The following is a 22724-nucleotide window of genomic DNA, read 5'->3' as shown; positions in this document are numbered from 1 at the left end:
CGCCAGACCGCCCGCCCCGGTCACCCGTCCCGCGCCGCGGACCTCAGCCCCCGCACTGCCGCAGCATCGTCTCCTTGTCCGCGGCCGTCACCGGCATCTCGTACTCCAGGGCGACCTGCGCGAAGCGCACCGCGTAGGCGCAGCGGATCGCCTTGCTGGGCGGCAGCCAGGAGGCCGGACCGGAGTCGCCCTTGGCCGAGTTGGCGCGGCCCTCGACCGGCAGCAGGTTCAGCGGGTCGTTGGCGAGCCGCTCGCGCTTGTCCTCCGGCCAGCGCGCGGCGCCCATCTGCCAGGCGTACGACAGCGGCACCACATGGTCGACCTGCACCTCGGCGGCGTCCTGTTTCTTCCAGGCGATCTCCTTGCCCGTGTACGGGTCGGCCAGCGTCATGGAGACGACCACGCAGTCGGAGCCGGAGCGGAACCGCAACTCCTCGCCGTCGCGGGCGAGCAGGTCGTTGCGGGTGTCGCAGCCGTTGCGCGCCAGCGGCACCCCGTCGGCCGTGTCCATCCACGCGTAGCCGAACTCGTCCCGGTCGTAACCCGTCCTGGGCCCGCGCCCCTTGGCCTCCAACTCCGACACGATCTCGCGGGCCCTGGCCCGGTCCGCGGAGGAGACGGGTGCCAGTCCCGGCCCGGTGCCGTCCTCGTTCTCCAGCGGGCTGACGGCGCGTCCGGCGGACGCGCCGGACTCCGGTCCCGGGGACGGGCCTTCGAGGTCGATCGACTCGCAGCCGGCCAGGAACAGGGCGGCGCTCAGCGCGAGGGCGGCGGCGGGAAGCGGGCGGAGGTCTCGTATCGGCACGGGCTGTCCAGGGGTCGGGTGGGTGTACGCGACGGGCCCGCCGCCGCGGACGGCGCCGGCCCACCGTCCATCCTTCCCCGGCGCCCCGGGCGAAATCCGATTGCCCTCCCCCGGCGGGCGGAGGACGGTAGGGGGCTGTCGAAGCCGATCGATCCCACGGGGGTACCTCATGACCAGTCACTTCGGAGCCATCGGCCTCGAGGTGGGCGACAGGCAGGAGTACGGCGAACTGCTGCGGCGACTGTACGCCCTCGGCCGCGCTGAGCCCGTCGGCGGGGGTGCGGTGCGGGTGGTGTGGACCGGCGCGGGCGGCGCGCGTGTCGAACTGGAGATCGACGGCGAGGGTTCGCTGGCGTACGTCCTGCCCGCCCTGGTGCCGCGGGGAGCGCCGGTGCCGGTGCGCGGCATCGCCCTGGCCCCGGACGGGGTCGCGCACATGGAGCTGCTGGACGGCGAGGACGGGCGGATGCTGTGCCCGCTGCCGGTGGAGCTGACCGACCGCGCGGAGCTGCGTGCGCTGGGACGGGAGGAGGGCGGCGCGCCCACCGAGGGGCTGGTGCGGCTGAGCGCGCTCGCCGAGCGGATCGGCCTGTACTCGGACCGGGCCGCGTACGACGCGGCGCAGCGGGAGCGCGAGCCGGGGTTCGCGCCGGAGTACCTCATCCCCTCCGGGCTGTTCCGCCCCGACGACGCGGGCCGGGAGTGGGCTCCTGTGGCACACGCCCTGTTCGCGGGCGGCGTGGTGGCCGCCGAGCGCACCGAGAGCGAGATCAGCGGCGAGGTCTTCCACCGTCTGAGGGTGCGGACGCTCGGCGGGATCGAGGTGGACGTCGCCGCCGCCGGTGCCCAGCTCCCGCACGCACCGGCGCCGGACCGGTGGGCCGGCCGCTGGGTGGAGGGGGCCTTCTTCATGACCGGCTCGCTGGGGCTGGGGATGCCCCGGGGCGCGGACCGGTGAGGGAACGCGAACCGCCCGCCGCGGCATCCGTGGGTGTCGCGGCGGGCGGGCTCGTGCGGCCGGCGAACGGCGAAAGGGCGTCCGGGAGGCCTCGGGCGGCGGTCAGACGGCGCGGTCGCCGAAGCGGGCCGCCTCCCAGAAGTCCGGCCGGGGGTCCAGCGCCGCCGCCAGGCGGAAGTGGCGCAGCGCCTCGTCGTCGCGGCCGGCGCGCTCCAGGGTGCGGCCGAGGGCGAAGTGCGCGAAGGAGTTGTCCGGCTCGCGCTCCAGGACGACCTGGAACTCCTCCTCGGCGGCGCGCAGCTGGGCGCTGAGGAAGAAGGCGCGGGCGCGCAGCAGGCGGACGGAGGTCTTCTCCGGGAAGGCCGTGACGACGGACTCCAGGAGCTTCAGCGCACCCCTGGGGTCGCGGGCGGCCAGCAGCTGCTCCGCGGCGCGGTACTGGATGACGTGGGTCTCGGGCGTGGTCTCGTGCACGTCGACGCCTCCTCGACCGGGATCGGCCGCGTCGCACCGGCCGCGGGATCACGGGTCCTTCGGGTACGGATGGTGGTTCCGGGGGCGTCACGGAACGTCCGGGGACGTCCCTTGACGTCGTGGTGTACCGCCACGGCAACGCGCCGCCGCACGGGCGTATTCCCGTCCGCCCTGGCGGGGGGATTCTTCCCGGCGCCGGGGCCGGTCAAGCGCACCGCCGCGGCCGCGGGCAGCCGGCCGTGCCCGCGCCCGTGCCCGCCGTGCCCGTGCTCGCCGCTCAGGCCCGCCCGCCGGCGCGTTCCCCCAGCCGCCGCCAGACCTCGGCGACCTGGGGCTCCAGCTTCTCCAGGGGGCCGTCGTTGTCGATGACGATGTCCGCGACCGCCAGCCGCTGCTCGCGCGTCGCCTGGGCGGCCATCCGGCCCCGGGCGTCCTGCTCGTCCATGCCGCGCAGCCGCACCAGGCGGTCGAGCTGGGTGGCCGGGGAGGCGTCGACGACGACCACCAGGTCGTACAGGGGCGCCAGACCGTTCTCCGTCAGCAGCGGTACGTCGTGTACGACCACCGCGTCCTCGCCGGCCGCGCGCTGGAGTTCGGCCGAGCGCGCCCCGACCAGCGGATGGACGATGGCGTTGAGCGCCTTCAGCCTCTCCGGGTCGCCGAAGACGATCGAGCCGAGCCGGGGCCGGTCCAGGGTGCCGTCCGGGGCGAGGACCTCCTCGCCGAACTCGGCGACCACCGCGGCGAGCCCCTCGGTGCCCGGCTCGACGACCTCGCGGGCGATCCGGTCGGCGTCGACGATAACGGCGCCGTACTCGCCGAGCAGCCGCGAGACCTCGCTCTTGCCCGCGCCGATTCCGCCCGTCAGCCCCACGGAGAGCATGGCCGCGCCTCCACATGTGTCCGTACCCGCGCCGCGCCCCGCGTCAGGAGGCGGGGCCGTGTGCCGCGCGCGGGGTCGCCCGCGGCGGCTGCCGTCACCCTACCCAAGCGCGGGCGGGCCCCGGTCAGGGCCGGGGGCCGCCGGTGTCCCCGTCCCCGGTTTCGCCCCCGCTCTCGCGCTCGGCCAGGAAACGCTCGAAGACCTCTCCCAGCTCCTCGGCGGAGGGCAGTTCGGCGGGCTCGGCGACCAGGCTGCCGCGGGTCTCGGCCCCGGCCACGGCGTCGTACTGCTGCTCCAGTCCGCGGACGACCGCGACCAGTTCGCCATCCCCCTCCGCGAGCTGCCGCTCGATCTCCTCCCGCACGCGCTGCGCGTCCGTGCGCAGCGCATGGGTGATCTCCGGCAGCACCAGCCCGGTGGCCGCGGTGATCGACTCGATCACGGTCAGGGCGGCCTCGGGGTAGGTGGAGCGGGCCACGTAGTGCGGGACGTGCGCGGCGAAGCCCAGTACGTCGTGGCCGGACTCGGCCAGCCGCAGTTCCAGCAGCGAGGCGGCGCTGCCGGGGACCTGCGCCTCGTCGAAGGGGGTCTGCCGCGCGGGGGTGAGGTCCAGGCGGTTGCCGTGCGGGGTGAGGCCGACGGGGCGGGTGTGGGGCACGCCCATGGGGATGCCGTGGAAGCCGATGGACAGCCTCACGCCGAGCCGCTCGACGATCTCGCGCACGGCGGCCGTGAACCGCTCCCACTCGACGTCCGGCTCGGGGCCGGACAGCAGCAGGAAGGGGGTGCCGGTGTCGTCCCGCAGCAGCCGCAGTTCCAGCCGGGGGGTGTCGTAGGACGCCCAGTGATCGCGCCGGAAGGTCATCACCGGGCGGCGGGCGCGGTAGTCGACGAGGCGGTCCGCGTCGAAGCGGGCGACGGTCGTGCGCGGGCCGCGGTCCAGCAGTCCCTCGACGATCTGCCCGCCGGTCTCGCCGGCGTCGATGAACCCCTCGAAGTGGTAGAGCATGACGGGCCCGGCACCGCCCTGCTCGCCGACGGCCGCCTCGGCCTCCGCCAGGCCGGTCGGATCCCATGAGTACAAACCCTGCGGGTCCAGCACCTTCGCCGCTCCTCCGTGTCGCTTCCGTCTGTCGGCAACATCCGCCGCCGCATGCGCATTCCCCTGATCGGGTGACCGGAAGACCTCTCCGGCAAGCATCGTGCCATCTCCGGCACGGTCTCCGGCAGCGGGGGCCTGCGGCGTCCCCGGGCGGGGACGCCGCAGGGCCCCCTCCCCGAGCGGGAAGGGGGCCCTGCTTCATGCACTACCGCGGGTCACCGCGTGTCGGCCGCGGTGGACCGACGGGTCAGCTCTGACCGCCCGCGAGCTTCTCGCGGAGGGCCGCCAGGGCCTCGTCCGACGCCAGGGCGCCGGAGTTGTCACCCGACTCCGAGGAGTACGAACCGCCGCCGCCACCGGCGCCGCCGCCCTGCGGGGCACCGCCGCCGGCGCCCTCGGCCTCCGCCTGGGCGTCGGCCTCGCGGGACTTGAGCACCTGCGCCTGGTGCTGCTCGAAGCGCTGCTGCGCCTCGGCGTACTGGCGCTCCCACTCCTCGCGCTGCTTCTCGTATCCCGGCAGCCAGTCGTTGGCCTCCGGGTCGAAGCCCTCGGGGTAGATGTAGTTGCCCTGGTCGTCGTAGGACGCGGCCATGCCGTACAGGGTCGGGTCGAACTCGACCGCCATCGGGTCGGCGCCGAAGGACTCGTTGGCCTGCTTCAGCGAGAGGCTGATGCGACGGCGCTCCAGGTCGATGTCGATGACCTTGACGAAGATCTCGTCGTTGACCTGGACGACCTGCTCCGGGATCTCCACGTGGCGCTCGGCCAGCTCGGAGATGTGGACCAGGCCCTCGATGCCCTCGTCGACGCGGACGAACGCACCGAACGGCACCAGCTTGGTGACCTTGCCGGGCACGACCTGGCCGATCTGGTGGGTCCGGGCGAACTGCTGCCACGGGTCTTCCTGGGTCGCCTTGAGCGACAGGGAGACGCGCTCGCGGTCCATGTCGACGTCCAGGACCTCGACCGTGACCTCCTGGCCGACCTCGACGACCTCGGAGGGGTGGTCGATGTGCTTCCAGGACAGCTCGGAGACGTGGACCAGACCGTCCACGCCGCCCAGGTCCACGAAGGCGCCGAAGTTGACGATCGAGGAGACGACGCCGGACCGCACCTGGCCCTTCTGGAGGGTGGTGAGGAAGGTCTGGCGGACCTCGGACTGGGTCTGCTCCAGCCAGGCGCGGCGGGAGAGGACCACGTTGTTGCGGTTCTTGTCCAGCTCGATGATCTTGGCCTCGAGCTCCTTGCCGACGTACGGCTGGAGGTCGCGGACGCGACGCATCTCGACCAGGGAGGCGGGAAGGAAGCCGCGGAGGCCGATGTCGAGGATGAGACCACCCTTGACGACCTCGATGACGGTACCGGTGACGATGCCGTCCTCTTCCTTGATCTTCTCGATGGTGCCCCAGGCCCGCTCGTACTGGGCACGCTTCTTCGAGAGGATCAAGCGGCCCTCCTTGTCCTCCTTCTGGAGGACCAGGGCCTCGATCTCGTCACCGACGGCGACGACCTCGTTCGGGTCGACATCGTGCTTGATCGACAGCTCTCGGGAAGGGATGACGCCTTCGGTCTTGTAGCCGATGTCGAGCAGGACCTCGTCCCGGTCGACCTTCACGATGACGCCGTCGACGATGTCGCCGTCGTTGAAGTACTTGATCGTCTCGTCGATCGCGGCGAGGAAGGCTTCCTCGGAACCGATGTCGTTAACCGCAACCTGCGGGGTGGTCACGGTGGTCTCGGTGCTGCTCGTCATGTGGAAAAGGGCTCCGGTACGGACATTGAAGTCGTAGGTACTGCTACGCCGAGAGCCCGTATCGCACTGCCGAAGCCGGACAGCCTGAGAGGTGCTTCACCGAAGATCTCCGAGGAAACCACGAGCACCTCGACAACCGAGGGGACATACAACAGATGCGAGCGCGACCTGCTCCGTCTGAGGCGCGCAGGCCCGCAGCGCAACTTGTAGCATACGGGGGCAGCCGGGCAGGGTCAATGCGCGAACGAGGACACACGGGACTTTGCCCCCATATCCGGCACAAGTCGCCGGATCCTCGTCCCGTCCCCGCCTCCGCGGGGCCCGCCGGACCCCGGAGAGCGGGCCCCGGGCCCCGGGCCCCCCGCCGCCGCCGCATCCGGCGTTTCCCCCCGGCCGCGCGCCGGAACCGAAGGCTACGACGACGGGCGAGATGAACCAAGACAGCGGACAAGAGCCGGAGGCGGCCCGCCGCGACGCGGACGCCGCCGAGAGCAGCCGGGCCAGCCGCGGCTGGTGGGACCGGAACGCCGACGAGTACCAGCGCGAGCACGGCGGCTTCCTCGGGGACGACCGCTTCGTGTGGGGCCCGGAGGGCCTGGACGAGGAGGAGGCCGGCCTGCTGGGCCCGGCCGAGGGGCTGGCCGGCCGCTCGGTGCTGGAGGTCGGCGCGGGGGCGGCCCAGTGCTCGCGCTGGCTGGCCGCGCGCGGGGCGCGCCCGGTGGCCCTGGACATCTCGCACCGGCAGCTCCAGCACGCGCTGCGCATCGACGGAACCGTCCCCGCGTTCCCCCTGGTGCAGGCCGACGCCGGGGCGCTGCCCTTCGCCGACGGCTCCTTCGACCTGGCCTGCTCCGCCTACGGGGCGCTGCCCTTCGTCGCCGACCCGGTGCGGGTGCTGCGCGAGGTGCGCCGCGTCCTGCGGCCGGGCGGCCGGTGGGTGTTCTCCGTGACGCACCCGATCCGCTGGGCCTTCCCCGACGAGCCGGGGACCGAGGGGCTGACGGTCGCCGCCTCCTACTTCGACCGCACGCCCTACGTGGAGCAGGACGAGCGGGGGCGCGCCGTCTACGTCGAGCACCACCGCACCCTCGGCGACCGGGTGCGCGACCTCGTCGCCGCCGGGTTCCGCCTGGTGGACCTGGTGGAGCCGGAGTGGCCCGGGTGGAACCGGCAGGAGTGGGGCGGCTGGTCGCCGCTGCGCGGCCGGCTGATCCCGGGCACCGCGATCTTCGTCTGCGAGCGGGACTAGCGAGCGGGGCCGGCGAGCAGGGCTGGCGAGCGGGACCGGGGACCCTCCGGGCGCCTTCCGGGCGCTGCGAGGATGGGGGCATGCCCCTGCGGACCGACGCCCTGCGCCAGCTGCCCGTACGCACCGTCCTGCCCGCGCTGGAGGAGGCCCTCGGCACCCGCGGGGCGGCCGTCCTGTGCGCCCCGCCGGGCACGGGCAAGACCACCTTGGTGCCGCTCGCCCTGGCCGGGCTCGCCGGCCCTCGGGAGGGGGCTTCGGTGCGGCGTGTGCTGGTCGCCGAGCCGCGCCGGATCGCGGTGCGGGCCGCGGCGCGGCGGATGGCCTGGCTGCTGGGCGAGACCGTCGGCGGAGGGGCCGGGCCGGACGCCGGAGGGCGGGTCGGGTTCACCGTGCGCGGGGAGCGGGCGGTCGGCCCCGGATGCCTGGTGGAGGTGGTGACCACCGGGGTGCTGCTCCAGCGGCTCCAGCGGGACCCGGAACTGCCCGGGGTGGACACGGTGGTGCTGGACGAGTGCCACGAGCGGCATCTGGACGCGGACACCGCCGCCGCCTTCCTGCTGGACGTGCGCGCCGCGCTGCGGCCGGAGCTGCGGCTGGTGGCCGCCTCGGCCACCACCGACGCCGGGGCCTGGTCCCGGCTGCTGGACGCCCCCGTGGTGGAGGCGCCCGGCGCCTCCCACCCGGTGCGGGTGGTGTGGGCGCCTCCCGCCGGGCCCCGTCCGGTGCGCCCCGCGCACGGCACATGGGTGGATCCGGTCCTGCTGGAGCACGTGGCGGACGTGGTGCGCCGGGCGCTGCGGGAGGAGGAGGGCGACGTGCTGTGCTTCCTGCCGGGGGCCGGGGAGATCGCCCGGGTGTCCGCCATGCTGGGCGACGCGGCCGGCGCCGAGGTGCTCCGGGTGCACGGGCGGGCCCCGGCCGCCGTCCAGGACGCGGTGCTGGCCGGTTCGGCCGGGCGGCGGCGGGTGGTGCTGGCCACGGCGGTCGCCGAGTCCAGCCTGACGGTGCCCGGGGTGCGGGTGGTGGTGGACGCGGGGCTGTCCCGCGAGCCGCGCACCGACCACGCCCGGGGGCTGGGCGCGCTGGCGACGGTGCGGGCCTCCCGGGCGTCGGCCCGGCAGCGCGCGGGACGGGCCGGGCGCGAGGCGCCGGGAGTGGTCTACCGCTGCTGGCCGGAGGCCGAGCACGACCGGCTGCCGCGCTTCCCCTCCCCCGAGATCACCGTCGCGGACCTCACCGCCTTCGCGCTGCGGGCGGCCTGCTGGGGCGATCCGGACGCGCGCGGACTGGCGCTGCCCGACGCCCCTCCGCAGGGCGCGATGGCGGCGGCCCGCGAGGTGCTGCGGGCGATCGGCGCCGTGGACGGGGACGGGCGGGCCACGGAGCGCGGGAAGGCGATGGCCTCGCTGGGCCTGCACCCCCGGCTGGCGCGCGCCCTGCTGGACGCCGCTCCCCTGGTGGGGGTTCGGCGGGCGGCCGAGGTGGTGGCGCTGCTGAGCGAGGAGCCGCCCCGGGAGTACGGGGACGAGGTGGCGGCGGTGTGGCGCACCGCGCGCCGGGGCCGGGACGCGTACGCCGCCCGCTGGCGCCGGGAGGCGCGCCGGCTGGAGGGAGCCCTGCCCGGCGGGACCGGCGGGCAGGGCTCCGCGGGAGCGGCCGACGACGCGGCCGCCGGGCTGGTGGTGGCGCTGGCCTTCCCCGAGCGGGTGGCGCGCTCGCGCGGCGGGCGGGCCTATCTGATGGCCTCCGGCACCCGTGCCGAGCTCGCCCCGGGGTCCGGGCTGGGCGACGCGCCCTGGCTGGCGGTCGCCGTCGCGGACCGGCCCGTGGGGGCCGCCTCCGCGCGGATACGGCTGGCCGCGGCGGTCGACGAGGACACGGCGCGGGAGGCGGCCGGGGCGCTGTACGCGAAGGCCGAGGAGGTCGGCTGGTCCGCAGGGCGGCGCGATGTGGTGGCCCGGCGCGTGGAGCGGCTGGGCTCGATCGAGCTGTCCTCCGGCCCGCTGCGCGACCCGGACCCCGCACCGGTGCGGGCGGCCCTGCTGGAGGGGCTGCGGCGCGAGGGCGTGGGGCTGCTGCGCTGGACGCGGGAGGGCGAGTCGCTGCGGCAGCGGCTGGCCTTCCTCCACCGGGAACTGGGCGAGCCGTGGCCGGACGTGTCACAGGAGGCGCTGCTGGCGCGGGCGGACGAGTGGCTGGAGGGGGTACTGGGCTCGGCGCGGCAGCGGGCCGACCTGGAGCGCGCGGACGCGGGCCGCCTGCTGGGCGCCCTGCTGCCGTGGGCCTCCGGGGACGCCGCCCGGCTGGAGGAACTGGCGCCGGAGCGGATCGAGGTGCCCTCGGGCTCGCGGATACGGGTGGACTACGGCGGGGAGCGGCCGGTGCTCGCGGTCAAGCTCCAGGAGCTGTTCGGCTGGCAGGAGGCTCCCCGGCTGGCGGGCGGCCGGGTGCCGCTGCTGGTGCACCTGCTGTCGCCGGCGGGGCGGCCGGCGGCCGTTACCGCGGACCTGGCGTCGTTCTGGCGCGACGGATACCGCTCGGTGCGGGCCGAGCTGCGCGGCCGCTACCCCAAGCACCCCTGGCCCGAGGATCCGGCGACCGCGGAGCCGACCGGGCGTACGGCCGCCGCGGCGCGGGGGGCGGCCGGGCGGGGGCGCTGAGCGGTGCGCTGCGGGGCCCGGCGGCTGCCGGGCCCCGCAGCGCGGCGGTTCAGTCCTCCTGGCGGGCCTGGACGGTGGCGCCGGCGGTCGGGGCGGGAGTCTGCTCCCCGTCGTCCTGCGGACCGCTGCCGCCCTCGTCCTGCCCGGGCTCGTCCGGGTTCTCGGTGTCCTCGTCCCCGCAGGGGTCCTCGGGGTCCTCCGGGTCGTCCCCGGGCTGCTCCGGGTCCCCGGAGTCCTCGCCCGGTTCCCCGCTCGGGGTCGGGGAGGGCGAGCCGGCGGGCTCCTCGGTGCTCTCGCCGGGCTCCTCCGGGTTCTCGGGGTCCTCCGGGTCCACCGGGCAGTCGGGGTCCTCGCCGGGCTCCTCCGGCTCCTCCCCGGGCTCTTCGGGCTCCTCGCCGGGCTCTTCGGGGGTCTCGGGCTCCTCCCCCGGCTGCTCCGGCTCCTCCCCCGGCTCCTCGGGGTTCCCGGGCTCCTCCGGCTCCTCGCCCGGCGCCTCGGGCTCCTCGGAGTCGGCCGGCGGGAGGGGGGCGATCGTTCCGTCCTTGGAGACGGGCGGCTTCGGCGAGGGCTTCGCGTCGTCCCCGTCCTTCCCGCCGCCGCCTTCGTTCTTCCGGTCGCCGGCCTTCTCCCCCGGACGCTCGGTGGAGCCGGCGGCCGGCTTTCCGCCCGGCCGCGCGGGCCGCGACTCGTTGCCCGCCCCGGGGCTGTCGGGCAGCACTCCCTCGCCGTCGGGGACCTCGTGGGCGCCCTTGCGGTAGAAGTCCAGCCAGGACAGCACCGTGCGCAGGTACTCCCGCGACTGGTTGTAGCTGAGGATGGCCCGTTCCAGGTCGGCCGGGTCCGACAGGTTCCTGCCGCCCGCGCACAGGTAGCGCCCGGCGGCGAGGGCGGCGTCGTAGATGTTGTTCGGGTCCTTGCGGCCGTCGCCGTTGCCGTCCGCGCCCCAGTTGGCCCAGGTGGACGGGATGAACTGCATCGGCCCGACGGCCCGGTCGTAGCGGGTGTCGCCGTCGTACGCGCCGCCGTCGGTGTCCGAGATGTGCGCGAAGCCCACGCCGTTGAGCGCGGGCCCCAGGATCGGCTTGTGGGTGGTGCCCTGGGCGTCCACGGCTCCGCCGCGTGCCTGCCCGGACTCCACCTTGCCTATCGCGGCCAGGAGTTGCCAGGGGAGGTTGCAGCCGGGCCGCTCCTCGCCGAGGGTCCGCTCCGCCCGCTTGTAGGCGGCCAGAACGGTGGCGGGTATGCCGGACTCGGCGGGGCCGGTGGCCTCCGGCAGGTCGCTGGAGGATCCGGGCTTGTCCGGCTTCACCAGCGGCGGAAGCTCGGTGTGGTAGGGGGAGTTGCCGTCGGCGGGAAGGTCGGACGCCTCCGGGGAGCCGGCCGCCTCCCGGCCGCCGGGTTGCACCAGTTCCAGGCCGGGTCCCTGCGACGCGGTGAGCGCGGCCATCGCCGCCGCCGCCACCGCGGTGCTGGTAACGCCCCTTCGGACCCTGCCCACGAGCCGCCGAGCCGCCATCTGCCAGACCCTCCACGCTGTTGTCCCGCGCTGCCGCGCCGCATCCGCCGGATGCGGCGCGTCCCAGACGCCCTGTACGGTTGTGTACGTCCTGTGTGCCCGGTTCGCCCGGCGCGCGCGGTGTGCTCGCGCTCCGAGCGCGCCGCCTCCCCGCGAACGGTAACGAGCGGGACACTACGGCAAGTTCGGCACCCGATCCACCACACTCGAGGACGACGCGGCAACGCACACGACCGTTCCACCGGACGTTCACCGCCGTTCGCCGTCTTCCGCGGCCGACCGTTCCGCGAGCGCTCGCGGCGCTCGCGGTCGCCTTGGACCGGATCCGGGCTCCCGGGACCGGCCGCGGGCCGTCTCCGCCCGCTTCCCCGCGCGGAGGACCGCCGTGTGCCGCCCCGGGCGGGCCGTCTCCGGCCCCCGGGCGGCACACGGCCTTCCGCGGCCGCCTCAGTGGGCGGCGTCCTCCCAGTTCTCGCCGGAGCCCACGGAGACGTCCAGCGGCGCCCTCAACCGGACGGCCCCGGCCATCTCGCGGCGCACCAGCTCCTCCACCCGGGACCGCTCACCCGGAGCGACCTCCAGCACGATCTCGTCGTGCACCTGGAGCAGCATGCGCGAGCGCAGCCCCGCCTCGCCCAGCGCCCGGTCCACCTTCAGCATCGCGATCTTCACGATGTCCGCGGCGGTGCCCTGGATCGGGGCGTTGAGCGCCATCCGCTCGGCCATCTCGCGGCGCTGGCGGTTGTCGCTGTTGAGGTCGGGCAGATAGCGGCGGCGGCCCAGGATGGTGGAGGTGTAGCCGGTGGCCCGGGCGTCCTCCACCACCCGGTGCAGGTAGTCGCGCACCCCGCCGAAGCGTTCGAAGTAGGCGTCCATCAGCCTGTGCGCCTCGTCCGCGGTGATGCCGAGCTGCTGCGACAGGCCGAAGGCCGACAGCCCGTAGGCCAGCCCGTACGACATGGCCTTGATCTTGCGGCGCATCTCCGGGTCCACCCGGTCCTTGGGGACCTCGAAGACCTGGGAGGCGGCGGTGGTGTGCAGGTCCTCGCCGGAGGTGAACGCCTCGATCAGGCCCTCGTCCTCCGACAGGTGCGCCATCACCCGCAGTTCGATCTGGCTGTAGTCGGCCGTCAGCAGCGACTCGTACCCCTCGCCGACCACGAAGCCCCGGCGGATGGCCCGGCCCTCGTCGGTGCGCACCGGGATGTTCTGCAGGTTGGGGTCGGTGGAGGACAGCCGGCCGGTGGCGGCGACCGTCTGGTTGAAGGTGGTGTGGATGCGGCCGTCGGCGGCGATCGTCTTGATCAGGCCCTCGACGGTGGTGCGCAGTTTGGACTGCTCGCGGTAGCGCAGCATGATCACCGGCAGCTCGTGCTCGGTCTGCGTCGCCAGCCAGGTCAGCGCGTCGGCGTCCGTGGTGTAACCGGTCTTGGTCCGCTTGGTCTTGGGCAGGCCCAGCTCGCCGAAGAGCACCTCCTGCAGCTGCTTCGGCGAGCCGAGGTTGAACTCGTGGCCCACCGCGGTGTGCGCCTCGCGCACCGCCTGCTGGACGGCCGCGGCGAACTGCTGCTCCATACGGCCCAGCCACTCGCGGTCCGCGGCGATGCCCGCCCGCTCCATCCGCGCCAGCAGGCCCGAGGTCGGCAGCTCGATGTCCTGGAGCAGACCGGAGGCGCCGACCTCCTTCAGCCGCCCGGTCAGCGCCCCGCCCAGATCCAGGACGGTGCGGGCCCGGGCCATCAGCGCGTCCGCCTCGGCCTCCTCGTCCGCGCCCAGCGCCAGCTGCCCGCTGCTCTCGGCGGGCCGGGCCGGCTCCCGGCCCAGGAACTCCACCGACAGCGCCTCCAGGGCGAACGAGCGGCGGCCCGGCTGCACCAGGTAGGCGGCCAGCGCGGTGTCCATCGTGACGCCCGCCACGCTCCAGCCGTGCTCGGCGAAGACCCGCATCACCGCCTTGGCGTCGTGCATCACCTTCGGCCGGGCCCCGTCGGCGATCCACGCCGCGAACGCCCGCTCGTCGGCCTCGTCCAGCTGGGACGGGTCGAACCACACGGCCGGACCACGCCCGGTGGCCAGGGCGATCTCGGCGACGCTGCCCGAGCCCAGCTTCCAGCTGTCGACGGTGGCCACACCCAGCGGATCGGAGCCGGAGGCGGCGTGCTCGGCCAGCCAGGGGGCCAGCTCACCCGCGCCGGCGACCACCCCGTCGACCTCCACACCGTCCGCCGGGGCCGCCTCCTCCTGGCCGGACGCGCCCGGGTCGACCGCGTACAGCCGGTCGCGGAAACCGGCGTTGCGGAACTCCAGCGCGTCCAGCACCACCTCCAGCGCCCCCCGGTCGTACGGCACCCGCACCAGGTCCGCCGGGCCGGCCGGCAGCTCCACGTCGCACACCAGCGCCGTCAGCCGCCGGTTGAGCCGGACGCTGTCCAGGTGCTCGCGCAGCTTCTCCCCGACTTTGCCCTTGACCTCGTCGGCGCGCTCCAGCAGCTCGGCGAGGGAGCCGAACTGCCTGATCCACTTCGCGGCGGTCTTCTCGCCCACCCCGGGGATGCCGGGCAGGTTGTCCGACGGGTCGCCGCGCAGGGCCGCGAAGTCCGGGTACTGCTCGGGGGTCAGGCCGTACTTCTCCTCCACCATCGAAGGAGTGAAGCGGGTCAGCTCCGACACCCCCCTGGTGGGGTACAGCACCGTCGTCGCGTCGTTCACGAGCTGGAAGGAGTCCCGGTCGCCGGTGACGATCGAGACGTGGAAGCCCTCGGCCACCGCCTGCGTGGCCAGGGTGGCGATGATGTCGTCCGCCTCGAAGCCCTCCACCGCGAACCGCCGGATGCCCATCGCGTCCAGCAGTTCGCCGATCAGCTCCACCTGCCCCTTGAAGCCGTCCGGCGACTTGGAGCGGTTCGCCTTGTAGTCGGCGAACTCCTCGGTGCGCCAGGTCGTGCGCGACACGTCGAAGGCGACCGCCAGATGGGTGGGGTCCTCGTCGCGCAGCGTGTTCGCCAGCATCGAGGCGAAACCGTAGATCGCGTTCGTCGGCTGCCCCGTGGTGGTGGAGAAGTTCTCCTCGGGCAGCGCGAAGAACGCCCGGTAGGCGAGGGAGTGCCCGTCCAGCAGGAGCAGGCGCCTGTCCTGGGACTCGGACGGATCGGAGGAGTTCGCTGCGGTCGCTTTCGATGCTTTGTTGGCCACGCCCCGATCCTGCCACGCACCACCGACACCGGTTCACGGGCCGCCCTGGAGCCACTGTCGCGCGCCGGTGGCGCGTGGCAGGATCACCGGTCATGAGACGCAGGCCGCCCGCCACCGACCCCGTCCAGGACGCCCCCCGGGTAGGCCCCCCGCGCCGAAGCGCCGCCGGGCTGCCCGCCGTCGCCCGGTCCCTGCGCGTGGCCGGGGAGCAGATGGGGGTGCGGCGCACCGCGCTGACCCTGCTGAGGGTCAACCAGGAAGACGGCTTCGACTGCCCCGGCTGCGCCTGGCCCGAGCCGGAACGGCGGCACACCGCGGAGTTCTGCGAGAACGGCGCCAAGGCCGTCGCCGAGGAGGCCACGCTGCGGCGGGTGACCCCCGCCTTCTTCGCCGAGCACCCCGTGGCCGACCTGGCGGCGCGCTCCGGGTACTGGCTGGGGCAGCAGGGCCGCCTCACCCACCCGATGTACCTGGCCGAGGGATCCGGCCGCTACGAGCCGATCGGCTGGGACGATGCCTTCGAGATCGTCGCCGGCGAACTGCGCGCCCTGGACTCCCCCGACGAGGCCGTCTTCTACACCTCCGGCCGCACGAGCAACGAGGCCGCCTTCCTCTACCAGCTCCTGGCCCGCTGCCTGGGCACCAACAACCTTCCCGACTGCTCCAACCTGTGCCACGAGTCCTCCGGCGCCGCGCTGACCGAGACCCTCGGCGTCGGCAAGGGCAGCGTGCTCCTGGAGGACCTCCACCGCGCCGACCTGATCATCGTCGCCGGCCAGAACCCGGGCACCAACCACCCGAGGATGCTCTCCGCGCTGGAGAGGGCCAAGAAGGGCGGCGCGCGGATCATCACCGTCAACCCGCTGCCCGAGGCCGGCCTGGAGCGGTTCGACAACCCGCAGACCCTGCGCGGCCTGGCCGGCTCCGGCACGCAGCTGACCGACCTGTTCCTGCAGATCCGCATCGGCGGCGACCAGGCCCTCTTCCGCGAGCTGTGCCGCCGGGTGCTGGAGGCCGACGGCGGGGTCGACGAGGCCTTCGTCCGCGAACACACCCACGGGTACGAGGAGTTCGCCGCCGCGGCCCGCGCCACCGACCCCGCCGACGTGCTGCGCGCCACCGGGCTGGCCCCGGCCGACATCGACCGCGCCGCCGAACTGGTGCTGGCCTCGGAGCGCACCGTGGTGTGCTGGGCCATGGGCCTGACCCAGCACCGGCACGCCGTGCCCACCATCCGCGAGATCGTCAACCTCCTGCTGCTGCGCGGCGCCGTCGGCCGCCCCGGCGCCGGGGTCTGCCCGGTGCGCGGCCACAGCAACGTCCAGGGCGACCGCACCATGGGCATCGTCGAGAAGCCCTCCGGCGCCCTGCTGGACGCCCTGGAGGCGGAGTTCGGCCTCCCCATGCCGCGCGAGCACGGCCTGGACGTGGTGAACGCCATCCGTGCCCTGCGCGACGGGCGGGCGAAGGTGTTCTTCGCCCTCGGCGGCAACTTCGTCGCCGCCTCGCCCGACACCGAGGTGACCGAGGCGGCCGTGCGGCGGGCCCGGCTGACCGTGCACGTGTCCACCAAGCTCAACCGCTCCCACTGCGTCACCGGCGCCCGCGCCCTGATCCTGCCCACCCTCGGCCGCACCGAGCGCGACGTCCAGGCCTCCGGGGAGCAGTTCGTCACCGTCGAGGACTCCATGGGCGTCGTCCACGCCTCCCGCGGGCGCCTCGCCCCCGCCGGCGAACACCTGCTGTCCGAGCCCGCCATCGTCTGCCGGCTGGCCCGCCGCGTCCTGGGCCCCGGCCACCCCGTGCCCTGGGAGGAGTTCGAGGCCGACTACGCCGCGATCCGCGACCGCATCGCCCGCACCATCCCCGGCTTCGCCGACTTCAACGCCCGCGTCGCCCGCCCCGGCGGCTTCGCCCTGCCCCACGCCCCGCGCGACGAGCGCCGCTTCCCCACCGCCACCGGAAAGGCCAACTTCACCGCCGCGCCGCTGTCCTGGCCGCACCTCCCGCCCGGCCGCCTGCTGCTGCAGACCCTGCGCTCCCACGACCAGTACAACACCACCGTCTACGGCCTCGACGACCGCTACCGCGGCATCAAGGGGGGCCGCCGCGTGGTCCTCGTCCACCCCGGCGACGCCGCCGCGCTCGGCCTGCCCGACGGCTCCTACGCCGACCTCACCAGCGAGTGGGAGGACGGCCGCGAGCGCACCGCGCCCGGCTTCCGCGTCGTCCACTACCCCACCGCCCGCGGCTGCGCGGCCGCCTACTTCCCCGAGACCAACGTCCTGGTCCCCCTCGACGCCACCGCCGAGACCAGCAACACCCCCGCCAGCAAGTCCGTGGTGATCCGCCTCACCCCCGCCCGGGGGCCCGCCGACTCCTCTGATAAGTAAGACGGTGTAGAGCACATCCATCACCCGCCGCAGGGCCGTGCCCCACCGGCCCCGGCACGACGATCGGAGCCACGCGCCCATGGGCGAGCCGACCAGCACCGTCTTCCCCCAGGAGATCCTCGACCAGTGGGCCGGGCTCGGCATCGACCTGCCCGCCCTGTTCTCCGCCGGACGCCTCGGCGAGCGCATGGGCCTGGTCATCACCCACGCCGCGCCCGAGAAGGTCGTCGGCACCCTCCCCGTCGAGGGCAACACCCAGCCCTACGGGCTGCTGCACGGCGGCGCCTCCGCCGTGCTGGCCGAGACCCTCGGCTCCGTGGGCGCCATGCTCCACGGCGGCCCCACCAAGCTCGCCGTCGGCGTGGACCTCAACTGCACCCACCACCGCGGACTGACCTCCGGCACCGTCACCGGCACCGCCACCCCCGTGCACCGCGGCCGGTCCACCACCACCTACGAGATCTCCGTCACCGACGAGCAGGACCGCCGCGTGTGCAGCGCCCGGCTCACCTGCATGCTGCGCGACGCACCCGGGGACGCCTACCGCAACTGACCGACCCTCACCGAAAAAGCACAGGTCAAAGGGTTCTCCGCACCCGGTCCGATGCGCTTCGATACCGGTCCGGGCCGCCACCGGGGCGGCCGGGACCGAAAGGACACCGATCGTGCGGGCCACACGCCTGACATCCCCCCGCAAGCGCGCCGCGGCCGTCACCACGGCCGCCGCCGCGCTCACGGTGGCCGCAGCCCTCCCCGCCGCGGCCATCAGCACCTACAACTCCTCCCCCGCCCCCGAACGGACCGAGGTCGGGGCCCTGGTCGTCACCTACGACCACGACGAGGACGCCACCACCCCCGACCGCGTCGACTGGTTCTGCTCGGGCACCATGATCGACCGCGACACCTTCCTCACCGCCGCCCACTGCACCACCGACTGGCCGGCCGGCGCCCGCTTCCACGTCTCCCTGGAGCAGGACGTACAGGCCGCCCTCGACGCGGCCGCGCGGGAGCACCCCGGCGACCCGGCCGCCGTCGCCGCGGCCGTCGCCGTCGAGGGCACCGCGCACAACCACCCGGAGTACCCCGGCCCCGCCACCGACACCCGCGACATCTCCGTCGTGGAGGTCCCCGCCGGCCGGATGGCCGACCGCTGGGACTTCACCCCGGCCGCCCTGCCCACCGCCGGGCAGCTCGACGCCCTGGGCCCCAAGGCACTGGACGGCGCCGGCTTCACCGTCGCCGGCTACGGCACCCAGGAGGCCCAGCGCGGCCCCGGCGGCCACACCCACCCCGGCGGCGGCGTGCGGATGAAGGCCCCCACCTCCTTCAACGCCCTCAACAAGGCGTGGGTGCGCGTGGCCATGACCGCCCCGCAGGGCAACGGCGGCGCCTGCTACGGCGACTCCGGCGGCCCCAACTTCGCCGAGATCGACGGCGAGCGCGTCCTGGTCGGCACCACCATCACCGGCGACGCCCCCTGCTACGCCACGAACGTGGCCTACCGCCTCGACGCGCCCGGCGCCCGCGCCTTCCTCGCCCCCTACACCGACCTGCCCTGACCCGCGCACCCGCCGGACCGTCCGCGCGTCCGGCCGGACGCGCGGACGGCGGTGCCGCGACGGCCGGGAGGCCGCCGCGGCACCGCCGCCGTACCCGACGAGGGGGAGCCGTCAGGCGCCCTCGCCCAGATAGGCCGCCCGCACCCGCGGGTCGGACAGCAGCTCGGACGCCTCGCCCTCCATCGCCACCGCGCCGGTCTCCAGCACGTACCCGCGGTCGGCCATCCGGAGCGCCTGGGCGGCGTTCTGCTCCACCAGCAGCACCGTGGTGCCCTGCTCGTTGATCTCCTTGACGATCTCGAAGATCTGCTGAACGATCAGCGGCGCCAGACCCATCGACGGCTCGTCCAGCAGCAGCACCTCCGGCTTGCCCATCAGGGCGCGGCCGATCGCCAGCATCTGCTGCTCACCGCCCGACAGCGTCCCGCCCAGCTGGCTCTTGCGCTCACCCAGCCGCGGGAACAGCGTGAACACCCGGTCCATGTCGGCCTTGTCCACCGACTTGAACCGGTAAGCCCCCATCTGGAGGTTCTCCCGGACCGTCATCCGCGGGAACACCCCGCGCCCCTCGGGGACATGGCCGATGCCGAACCGGACCAGATCGTGCGACTTGATGCCGTCGATCCGCTCCCCGTGCAGCAGCACCTGCCCCTCGCGCGGCGCGATCATCCCCGACGCCGTCCGCAGCGTGGTCGTCTTGCCCGCGCCGTTGGCGCCGAGCAGCGCGACCACCTCACCGCGGCGGACCGTCAGGTTGACGCCCTTGAGCGCCTCGATGGCGCCGTAGAACACCCGCAGATCCCGCAGCTCCAGCACCACCGGGGCGGCCGGCTCGCCGCCCTGCGGCTCCTTCTTCAGATCCGTGGTGACGCTCACTCGTGCTCCTTGGTGTCCCGCTGCGGCGCCTCGGCACCGGATTCGGCCCCGGCCCCGGCTTCTTCCTCCGCGCCCGCGCCCTCGGCCCCGTCCTCGGCACCGCCCTCGGTGACGATCTCCGCCACCGCGGCCTCGTCCTCCTCGGCCACCGAGCCCAGGTACGCCTCGATCACAGCCGGGTCCTGCTGCACCTGCGACGGGGAGCCCTCGGCGATCTTCTTGCCGAAGTTGAGCACCATCACCCGGTCGGCCACCGACATCACCAGCCGCATGTCGTGCTCGATCAGCAGCACGCTCACGCCCAGCTCGGTGTTGATCCGCCGGATCAGCTCCTCCAGCTCCAGCTTCTCCGTCGGGTTGGTGCCCGCCGCCGGCTCGTCCAGCAGCAGCACCTCCGGATCCGTCGCCAGCGCCCGCGCGATCTCCAGCCGCCGCTGGTCGCCGTAACTCAGCGACCCCGCCAGCTCGTTCATCTTCTCCAGCAGGCCGACGTACGACAGCACCTCGTGCGCCCGGCGGTCGCTGGCCCGCTCGGCCTTCCGCGCGTTCGGCAGCCCCAGCATGATCGACACCGGACCGGCCTTCAGCCGGGTCTCCGCCGCGATCTTGACGTTCTCCAGCGCGGTCAGCGCCCCGAACAGCCGGATGTTCTGGAACGTGCGCGCCAGACCCCACTGGCTGACCACATGCGGCTTGGCGCCCAGCAGCGAGTGCTCGCCGCCCGCACGCGGACGGAAGACGATCCGCCCCTCCTGCGGCACGTACGCGCCCGTCAGCGAGTTGAACAGCGACGTCTTGCCCGCACCGTTGGGCCCGATGACCGCCAGCACCTCACCGCGCCGCATCCGCAGCGCGACGTCGTCCAGACTGGTCAGACCGCCGAACCGCAGCGTCACGCCCGACGTCTCCAGCACCAGCTCACCGGCGCCGGCCGAACCGTCCGCCGGCCCCTGCTCCTTCTTCACCGTCTCGGTGGTCACGGCTGCCTGCCTTCCGCCGGGCCGGTCGCGTCGGCTCCGCCGATCCCCGCCTCCGCCATCTGCAGCTCACGCTTGCGGCGGCGGGAGGGCAGCACGCCCTGCGGCCGGTAGATCATCATGATGACGAGGAGAGCGCCCAGGTACATGTAGCGGTCCTTGGGATCCACCCACTCGCGCAGGTACTCGGGCAGCCACACCAGGAACGCGGCGCCGAACAGCACCCCGGGGATCGACCCCATGCCGCCGAAGATGACATAGGCCAGCACCAGGATCGACAGCAGGATCGCGAAGTTCTCCGGGTTGAAGTACCCGACCTTGCTCGCGTACGCCACCCCGGCCACACCCGAGGTCGACGCACCGATCGCGAACGCCATCAGCTTGTACCGCACCGTGGGCACACCCGTGGCCGCCGCGGCCACCTCGTCCTCCCGGATCGCGGTCCACGCCCGGCCCACCTTGGAGTGCTCCAGCCGCAGGAACAGGAAGATGGCCAGCACCACGAAGGCGACCAGCAGCCAGTAGTACGGCATCGGGTCCAGCTTCCACTCGTAGGAGAAGAAGCCCAGGTCGACGCTGAACCGCTCGACCTTCACACCGCGCGCGCCCTCCGTCACCCCGTCGGCGTTCTTCGCCACCAGGTAGACGATCTCGTGGAAGCCCAGCGTCACGATCGCCAGGTAGTCGCCCCGCAGCCGCAGCGTCGGAGCGCCCAGGATCACCCCCGCCACCAGACACGTCAGCACCGCGATCGGCAGCACCAGGAAGTTGTTCAGCGCCACCGGCGGCTGGACCGGCAGCGCGCCCGTCCAGTACGCCGCGCTGTACGCGCCGATCGCGAAGAACGCGATGAAGCCCAGGTCCAGCAGACCCGCCCAGCCGATCACCACGTTCAGGCCGATCGCCAGCAGCACGAAGATCGCGATCTGGTCCACCAGCACCTGCTGCCAGTACCGCTCGACCCCCAGCGGCCCGAACACCACCAGCGCCAGCACGGCCGTCAGCACGCCCATGCGCACCCGCTTGCCGGCCGACCACACCTGACGGACCCGCTCCAGCGGGCCGGAGGAGACCTTCTTCGTGCCCTTGACCGCACGCGAGGTCTGGTCGGCCAGGAACTCCCGCACCGCCCAGACCGCCACCGCGATCGCCAGCCAGACCCACAGACCGACACCGGTGAAGTCCTCACGCAGCGCCAGGAACAGATCCTGGGTGGTGCCCTCCTCGCCCGTCATCAGCCTGAGCGTCACCGCCAGCGCCAGCAGGGCGCCCAGCCGCCGCCAGCGCGGCTCCTGGTACCAGTGCACCCTCCGTAGCCGGGCCGCCGCCGACAGCGGCGCCGTGGCGCTCTTCGGCGAGTCCTGCCCGGCCCCCTGCGCAGTCGAGGTCTTGATGCTCACGCCGTCCTCCCCACACGCTCGCCGAGAATGCCGGTCGGACGGACCATCAGCACCAGCACCAACACCACGAAGGCACCGACGTAACGCCAGTCGTCACCCCACAGGCCCACCGTCATGGTCTCCACCACGCCCAGCACCAGACCGCCCAGCATCGCGCCGCGCACATTGCCGATACCGCCCAGCACCGCCGCCGCGAAGGCCGTGATACCGGGCAGGAAGCCCATCGTGTACCAGACCTGGCTGTTGGTGCCGAACAGGAAGCCGGCCGCACCGCCCAGCAGACCGCCGAGCACGAACGTCCGGGACACCACCTTGTCGATGTCCACGCCCATCAGCGACGCGACCTCCGGGTCCTGCGCCACCGCGCGGATGCCCGAACCCATCTTCGTGCGGTTCACCACGTAGTCCAGGCCGACCATCATCGCCACCGCCGACACCAGGATCAGCACCTGCGTGATCGTCAGCTCGGCGCCGAAGACGCTCAGCACCTTCTTGTTCTCGTACATCGACGGCATCGGCAGCGGATTGCGGCCGAACAGCTTGCCCGCCAGGTTGTACAGGAAGAACGAGGCGCCGATCGCGGTGATCAGGAACACCAGGCGCGGCGCGTGGTGTCTGCGCAACGGCCGGTACGCCACACGTTCCAGACCGAAGGCCACCGCGCCGCCCAGCGCGGCACCGGCCAGCATGCCGATCAGGACGTAGGCGACCGAGCCCATGCCGGAGGGCGTCGACTCGGGAATCAGGGCGGTCAGGGCCAGCAGGCCCCCGTAACCGCCGAACATGAAGACCTCGCTGTGCGCGAAGTTCAGAAGCTGGAGCACGCCGTACACCAGCGTGTAGCCGATGGCGATGACGGCGTAGAGACTGCCGAGCACCACCCCTAGGACGAGGAAGTCCCAGAACTCACTGAGGGACATCGAACTG

17 protein-coding genes are annotated in these 22724 nt (G+C 73.9%); 6 read left to right on the top strand and 11 right to left on the bottom strand.

Annotated features, from left to right (window positions below; genetic code table 11):
- Window positions 1–43: 43 nt before the first annotated feature.
- Window positions 44–805, bottom strand: coding sequence for an HNH endonuclease family protein (locus BMY40_RS04060; RefSeq protein ID WP_245769822.1), 762 nt, complete (start codon window positions 803–805; stop codon window positions 44–46).
- A gap of 169 nt (window positions 806–974) precedes the next feature.
- Between BMY40_RS04060 and BMY40_RS04055 the strand changes: the two genes are divergently transcribed.
- Window positions 975–1763: a hypothetical protein gene (locus BMY40_RS04055; RefSeq protein ID WP_093655330.1), complete on the top strand. Its 789-nt coding sequence runs from the start codon at window positions 975–977 to the stop codon at window positions 1761–1763.
- A gap of 102 nt (window positions 1764–1865) precedes the next feature.
- Here the strand turns inward: BMY40_RS04055 and BMY40_RS04050 are convergent, their stop codons facing one another.
- The 4 genes from BMY40_RS04050 to rpsA form a co-directional block, all read right to left on the bottom strand.
- Window positions 1866–2237 (bottom strand): tetratricopeptide repeat protein, encoded by a 372-nt coding sequence (locus BMY40_RS04050; RefSeq protein ID WP_093655328.1) that lies wholly within the window; start codon window positions 2235–2237, stop codon window positions 1866–1868.
- Between the two features lie 277 nt (window positions 2238–2514).
- Window positions 2515–3120: a dephospho-CoA kinase gene (gene coaE / locus BMY40_RS04045; RefSeq protein ID WP_093655326.1), complete on the bottom strand. Its 606-nt coding sequence runs from the start codon at window positions 3118–3120 to the stop codon at window positions 2515–2517.
- Between the two features lie 124 nt (window positions 3121–3244).
- Entirely contained in the window at window positions 3245–4222 is a 978-nt protein-coding gene (locus BMY40_RS04040; RefSeq protein ID WP_093655324.1) for a PAC2 family protein, read from the bottom strand.
- Window positions 4223–4469: 247 nt separating this feature from the next.
- Window positions 4470–5975 (bottom strand): 30S ribosomal protein S1, encoded by a 1506-nt coding sequence (gene rpsA / locus BMY40_RS04035; protein WP_093655322.1) that lies wholly within the window; start codon window positions 5973–5975, stop codon window positions 4470–4472.
- A gap of 430 nt (window positions 5976–6405) precedes the next feature.
- Between rpsA and BMY40_RS04030 the strand changes: the two genes are divergently transcribed.
- The gene (locus BMY40_RS04030) at window positions 6406–7224 is read left to right on the top strand and encodes a class I SAM-dependent methyltransferase (protein WP_093655320.1); all 819 of its coding nucleotides are present in this window, start codon (window positions 6406–6408) and stop codon (window positions 7222–7224) included.
- Between the two features lie 80 nt (window positions 7225–7304).
- Window positions 7305–9884 (top strand): ATP-dependent helicase HrpB, encoded by a 2580-nt coding sequence (gene hrpB, locus BMY40_RS04025; protein WP_093655318.1) that lies wholly within the window; start codon window positions 7305–7307, stop codon window positions 9882–9884.
- A gap of 49 nt (window positions 9885–9933) precedes the next feature.
- Here hrpB and BMY40_RS04020 read toward each other — a convergent pair whose 3' ends face one another.
- The gene (locus BMY40_RS04020; protein WP_425443067.1) at window positions 9934–11346 is read right to left on the bottom strand and encodes a lytic transglycosylase domain-containing protein; all 1413 of its coding nucleotides are present in this window, start codon (window positions 11344–11346) and stop codon (window positions 9934–9936) included.
- Between the two features lie 501 nt (window positions 11347–11847).
- A complete protein-coding gene (gene polA, locus BMY40_RS04015; RefSeq protein ID WP_093655314.1) occupies window positions 11848–14592 on the bottom strand; it encodes a DNA polymerase I in 2745 nt (914 codons plus the stop codon).
- Between the two features lie 92 nt (window positions 14593–14684).
- Here polA and BMY40_RS04010 point away from each other — a divergent pair, with 92 nt between their 5' ends.
- From BMY40_RS04010 to BMY40_RS04000, 3 genes are all read left to right on the top strand, one after another.
- The gene (locus tag BMY40_RS04010; protein ID WP_093655312.1) at window positions 14685–16985 is read left to right on the top strand and encodes an FdhF/YdeP family oxidoreductase; all 2301 of its coding nucleotides are present in this window, start codon (window positions 14685–14687) and stop codon (window positions 16983–16985) included.
- 79 nt (window positions 16986–17064) lie between these two features.
- Window positions 17065–17538, top strand: a complete 474-nt coding sequence (locus BMY40_RS04005; protein WP_093655310.1) for a PaaI family thioesterase — start codon at window positions 17065–17067, stop codon at window positions 17536–17538.
- Between the two features lie 112 nt (window positions 17539–17650).
- Window positions 17651–18544: a trypsin-like serine protease gene (locus tag BMY40_RS04000; protein WP_245769821.1), complete on the top strand. Its 894-nt coding sequence runs from the start codon at window positions 17651–17653 to the stop codon at window positions 18542–18544.
- Window positions 18545–18655: 111 nt separating this feature from the next.
- Here the strand turns inward: BMY40_RS04000 and BMY40_RS03995 are convergent, their stop codons facing one another.
- From BMY40_RS03995 to BMY40_RS03980, 4 genes are read right to left on the bottom strand one after another with little or no spacing between them, the layout of a single operon-like run.
- Window positions 18656–19420: an ABC transporter ATP-binding protein gene (locus tag BMY40_RS03995; RefSeq protein WP_093655308.1), complete on the bottom strand. Its 765-nt coding sequence runs from the start codon at window positions 19418–19420 to the stop codon at window positions 18656–18658.
- Window positions 19417–20400 (bottom strand): ABC transporter ATP-binding protein, encoded by a 984-nt coding sequence (locus tag BMY40_RS03990; RefSeq protein ID WP_245769820.1) that lies wholly within the window; start codon window positions 20398–20400, stop codon window positions 19417–19419. The genes BMY40_RS03995 and BMY40_RS03990 overlap by 4 nt, the downstream gene beginning before the upstream one ends.
- Window positions 20397–21797, bottom strand: a complete 1401-nt coding sequence (locus BMY40_RS03985; protein WP_245769819.1) for a branched-chain amino acid ABC transporter permease — start codon at window positions 21795–21797, stop codon at window positions 20397–20399. Before BMY40_RS03985 ends, BMY40_RS03990 begins: the two co-directional genes overlap by 4 nt.
- The gene (locus tag BMY40_RS03980) at window positions 21794–22717 is read right to left on the bottom strand and encodes a branched-chain amino acid ABC transporter permease (RefSeq protein WP_093655306.1); all 924 of its coding nucleotides are present in this window, start codon (window positions 22715–22717) and stop codon (window positions 21794–21796) included. Before BMY40_RS03980 ends, BMY40_RS03985 begins: the two co-directional genes overlap by 4 nt.
- Between the last annotated feature and the right edge of the window lie 7 nt (window positions 22718–22724).

This window comes from Streptomyces radiopugnans (genome assembly GCF_900110735.1).
In the GTDB taxonomy this organism is placed as follows: Bacteria; Actinomycetota; Actinomycetes; order Streptomycetales; family Streptomycetaceae; genus Streptomyces; species Streptomyces radiopugnans.
This window is presented reverse-complemented; position numbering and strand designations above follow the sequence as displayed.